Origin of the sequence: uncultured Pseudacidovorax sp., assembly GCF_913773995.1 — a bacterium.
GTDB lineage: Bacteria > Pseudomonadota > Gammaproteobacteria > Burkholderiales > Burkholderiaceae_C > Xenophilus.
Genome location: NZ_CAJYES010000054.1, coordinates 1 through 4487, shown reverse-complemented (window position 1 = coordinate 4487; position 4487 = coordinate 1). Strand labels below are relative to the sequence as shown.

The following is a 4487-nucleotide window of genomic DNA, read 5'->3' as shown; positions in this document are numbered from 1 at the left end:
CAAAGTCCTGCCCTACAAGACCTACTGACAACGCGCACCGCCACGGTGCGCGTGCCGGGCCGGACGCACCACCGTCCGCCCGCCTTTTTCCGAAAAACGCCCCGACGCAGGTTGCGCCGGGGCGTTTTGCTTGGGCACACTTCCTGCATCAATGTTCCTGTAATAGATCGTTGATTCATATATGAATCAGAAGAACCCTCTAACCTAGGAACAACCCGCATACCAAAGCCGTCGACAGCCCTTAACCTCGCTATCGCATTTCAGAAAAGAATCGTCGTTTCACCTATTAATCAATCATGTCCTTTCCCACGAAACTCGTCCGCGCCCTGATGCTGGGCCTGGGACTGGTCGGTGCCGCCGGCGCTGCCCTGGCGCAGGGCAACTGGCCCGCCAAGCCCATCACCATCGTCGTCGCCTATCCCGCGGGTGGCGACACCGACGCGCTCGCCCGCGTGTTTGCCGAGAAGCTGGCCCCCCGTCTGGGCCAGCCGGTGCTGGTCGACAACAAGCCTGGCGCCAGCGGCGTGATCGGCAGTGCGTTCGTGGGCAAGGCCCAGCCCGATGGCTACACGCTGCTGATGGCGCCCAACACCTTCGCCATGGCGCAGCTGGTGCTCAAGACCACGCCCCAGGCCGGTTATGACGTGCTGAACGGCTTCACGCCCATCATCCAGACGGGCGCGCAGCCGCTGTTCATCGCCGCCGGCCCCGGCACCAAGGCCCATTCCCTCAAGGAGGCGATGGACGAGTCGAAGAAGAGCGAGTTGGCCTATGCCAGCCCTGGCAGCGGCTCGCCCATGCATGTGCTGGGCGAGATGTTCAACAAGAGCACCGGCGCCAACTTCCGCCACGTGCCGTACCGCGGCGTTGCCCCGGCGCTGACCGACATCGCCGGCGGTCATGTGCCTCTGACCTGGATCACCTACGGACCCATCGCTCCCTACCTGGCCGACGGCAAGATGCGCCTCTTCGCCGTGGCCCAGGCCCAGCGCAGTCCGCTGGCCCCCGATGTGCCGACGCTTGGCGAGCTGGGCTACAAGAATGTCGAGGTCACGGCCTGGAATGGCCTCTACGGCCCCAAGGGCCTGCCGCCCGAGATTGTGAAGACGCTCAACGCGCAGTTCAACGACATCATCAAGATGCCCGACGTGGCCGCCAAGATGAAGACGCTGGGCACCATCCCCGTCGGTGGCGCCCCGGACGTACTGGCCAAGACGACGGCCGCCGATCTGGAGCGGTTCACGCGCGTGGTGAAGGAGCTGGGCATCCAGGCGGACTGACGCGGGCCCTGCCTCCGCGCAATGCGGTGGCGGTGTCACCAGAAACCGAGAAGGGCGGTCCGACGCAAATCGGACCGCCCTTCTTTTTGGGCTGGCACGGGCGTCTCGTGCTGGCGCCCGCTTCGATGGGTCTCAGACGTCGCCGTCCTCTTCGGCATCGGCGTCTTCGTCGTCGTCGACCATCTCCCCCACGGCGACGCGGATGTCCTCATCCGTCATACCCTCGTTCGGTCCAATGACGCGGTCAGGCAGGATGTCGGCGTCGGGGGTGACGGTGCCTTCCACATCGGCACGCTCGCCAGTACCGGACGCATCGGTAGCGCCACCGAGCGGCTCCAGCATGGGACCGCCCAGACTGTCTTCGGGGCGCGCAAGGAAGGCGTCTTCGCCCACCGTGTCGCTGCCGCTGTCCGAGTTGTCGCTCGGGCCCAGGAGAGTGGTGTCGTCGTCGTGGGGCAGCGTGCTGTCCGCGCTGCCCAGGATGCTGCTTCTGGCCATGGTGTGCTCCTTCTGGGGTCGGCGAATTGCCGACGCATGGAACAACCTTGCGCGGTGCCCGTTGGGGACCCTGTGGGAGAGGGCCGACGGGGCCTGTCAGGGGGACATGCGCATGCGCGGTCGTCGTCGCAAGCCATGGCCGCGAGGCGTGGCAGGCATGCCCAGCGTGTCGCGCGTTCGACTCAGCCCGGCACGAGCATGAAGGTGGCGTGCAGCCCGGCGATGGCCGAGGGGCCCACCCACAGGTCGAATTCGCCGGTGTCCACCGTGGGTCGCATGTCGCCGCCGGTGAAGAGCAGGTCCTCGCGGGTCAGCAGGAAGTGCACCTGTACGGTCTGCCCGGCCTCGATGCGCACGCGATGGAAGGCCTTGAGTTCGCGCACGGGCCGCGTGAAGCTGGCGGCGCGGGCGCCGATGTAGAGCTGCACCGTCTCGTCGACGGCGCGCGCACCGGTGTTGGTCACGGCGGCCACCACACGCAGCGGCTGGCTGGGCGCCATGCGGCCGGGACTGACTTCCATTGCGCCGTAATGCACGGCCGAGTAGCCGAGTCCGTGGCCGAAGGCGTAGAGCGGCTCGTTGGTCGCATCCAGGTAGCGCGTGCGGAAGCGTCCGGGCCCGCCCTGTGCATCGGGCCGGCCGGTGCGCTTGTGGGCGTAGTAGAACGGTACCTGACCTGGCGTCTGCGGAAAGCTCACCGGCAGGCGGCCCGAGGGCGCCACGTCGCCGAAGAGGATGTCGGCGATGGCGGGGCCGGTCTCGGTCCCCAGGAACCAGGTCACCAGCAGGGCCTGCGCGTTGCGCACGGCGCCGCGCAGGGCCAGGGCCCGGCCGTTGCGCAGCAGCACGACCACCGGCTTGCCCGTGGCAGCTACCGCCTCTGCCAGTTGCTGCTGTGCGGACGGCACCTCGATGTCGGTGCGCGAGCGTGACTCGCCCGACATCTGGTCGCTCTCGCCCAGCGTCATCACGACCACGTCGGCCTGGCGTGCAGCCGCCACGGCCTGGGCGATGCCGCCCTCCAGCGGGGATTCCACGTCGCTGCCGCGGACCGTGATGAGCAGCGAGGGATCGCCCAGCTGCGCTCGAATGGCGTCCTCGATGCCCACCGGCGGCAACTGGCCCGGAAAGGGCCGCCACGGTCCGAACAGCGAATGCGCATCGGCGAAGGGGCCGATTAGGGCGATGCGCTTGCCGGACTTGGGCAGAGGCAGCAAGGCGCCGCTGTTCTTCAGCAGCACGATGCAGCGCTGCGCCGCCTCGCGGGCCAACTGGCGGTGGGCGTCGCCGTCGAAGCGCGGCGGCGCGCCGGGGGCGTCCTCCTGCAGGCCGCGGAAGGGCTGCTCGAACAGGCCCAGCCGCTGTTTGACGCGCAGCACGCGCCGCACGGCCTGATCCAGCCGCGCCATGGAGACGTCGCCACTGCGCACCAGGTCCGGCAGGTGGCGCATGTACAGGCCACTCTGCATGCTCACATCCGTGCCGGCCAGGAAGGCGCGACGGGCGGCCTCGCGCTCGTCGGCCGCAAAGCCATGGGCGATCAGCTCCTCGTCGGCGGTGTAGTCCGAGACCACGAAGCCCTCGAAGCCCCATTCGCGCCGCAGCACCTGCGTCAGCAGCCAGGGGTTGGCGTTGGAGGGTACGCCGCCGATCTCGTTGAAGGCGGCCATCACCGACAGCGCGCCGGCGTCGATGGCGGCCTTGAAGGGCGGCAGGTAGACGTCGCGCAGGGTGCGCTCCGACAGGTCGACGGCGGCATAGTCCAGCCCACCCTCGGCCGCGCCGTAGCCGGCGAAATGCTTGGGCGTGGCCAGCATGGCGTCGGCGCGCGACAGGTCCGCGGTCTGGAAGCCGCGCACGCGGGCGGCGGCGAAGCGGCGGGTGAGCAGCACGTCCTCGCCATAGCCCTCGACGACGCGGCCCCAACGGGCGTCGCGGGCGATGTCGATCATGGGCGCGAAGGTCCAGCGGAAGCCGTCGGCCGTGCCTTCGCGGGCTGCGGCACGGGCCGTGCGCTCGGAAAGCGCCGGGTCCCAGCTGGCGGCCTCCGCCAGCGGCACCGGGAACACGGTGCGGAAGCCATGGATGATGTCCACACCGAAGAGCAGCGGAATGCCCAGGCGCGATTCGCGCACCGCCACCTCCTGCGCGCGGCGCTTCGCCGCCAGACCCTCGCCATTGAACAGGCCCATCACGCGGCCGGCGCGGATGTCGTCCAGCTGTTGGCGCAGGCCCACTTGGCCTGTCTGCGGATTGCCCAGGATCTCCTCGGCGGCGGGGGCGTAGAGGCTCAGCTGGCCGACCTTCTCCTCGATGGTCATGCGCAGGATCAGCGCCTCGATGCGGGCATCGGCGGCCAGCGATTCGGCGAAGGCTTCAGCGGGTTTCTGGATCTCGGCGCATCCGGCGAGGCCGGTGGCGATGGGGAGCGAGGCAAGACGGAGCAGGGCTTGGCGGCGATGCATGCCGCCAATTGTCAACAAAGGTCAAAAGTCCCCCGTCCAAAGCTGGGCACCCCTTTTCGAGCTTTCATGCCGTGAATGCGTGAACCGCATGACACGCAACTGCGGTCTGCGTTCCGATCAGATGGCCGCGGAGCAGGCCAAGCCAGGGCACCCGCGGAACTGGCTCGGCCAGGCCGCGGGGTGCGCCCCCCTCCAAGCCGAAGGCGCGAGGGAGGGGGGAGCCGCGAAGCGGCATGGGGGGTGC

At 68.8% G+C, this 4487-nt stretch carries 3 protein-coding genes; 1 reads left to right on the top strand and 2 read right to left on the bottom strand.

What is annotated here, in order from left to right; translation table 11 throughout:
- The first annotated feature begins 329 nt into the window (after positions 1 to 329).
- The gene (locus QZ772_RS04910; protein WP_295523607.1) at positions 330 to 1280 is read left to right on the top strand and encodes a tripartite tricarboxylate transporter substrate binding protein; all 951 of its coding nucleotides are present in this window, start codon (positions 330 to 332) and stop codon (positions 1278 to 1280) included.
- Between the two features lie 132 nt (positions 1281 to 1412).
- Here the strand turns inward: QZ772_RS04910 and QZ772_RS04905 are convergent, their stop codons facing one another.
- Together QZ772_RS04905 and QZ772_RS04900 are read right to left on the bottom strand one after the other, a co-directional pair.
- On the bottom strand, positions 1413 to 1778 hold the full coding sequence (locus tag QZ772_RS04905; RefSeq protein WP_295523605.1) for a hypothetical protein: 366 nt from the start codon (positions 1776 to 1778) through the stop codon (positions 1413 to 1415).
- A gap of 182 nt (positions 1779 to 1960) precedes the next feature.
- Positions 1961 to 4243: a glycoside hydrolase family 3 N-terminal domain-containing protein gene (locus QZ772_RS04900; protein WP_295523603.1), complete on the bottom strand. Its 2283-nt coding sequence runs from the start codon at positions 4241 to 4243 to the stop codon at positions 1961 to 1963.
- Positions 4244 to 4487: the final 244 nt, after the last annotated feature.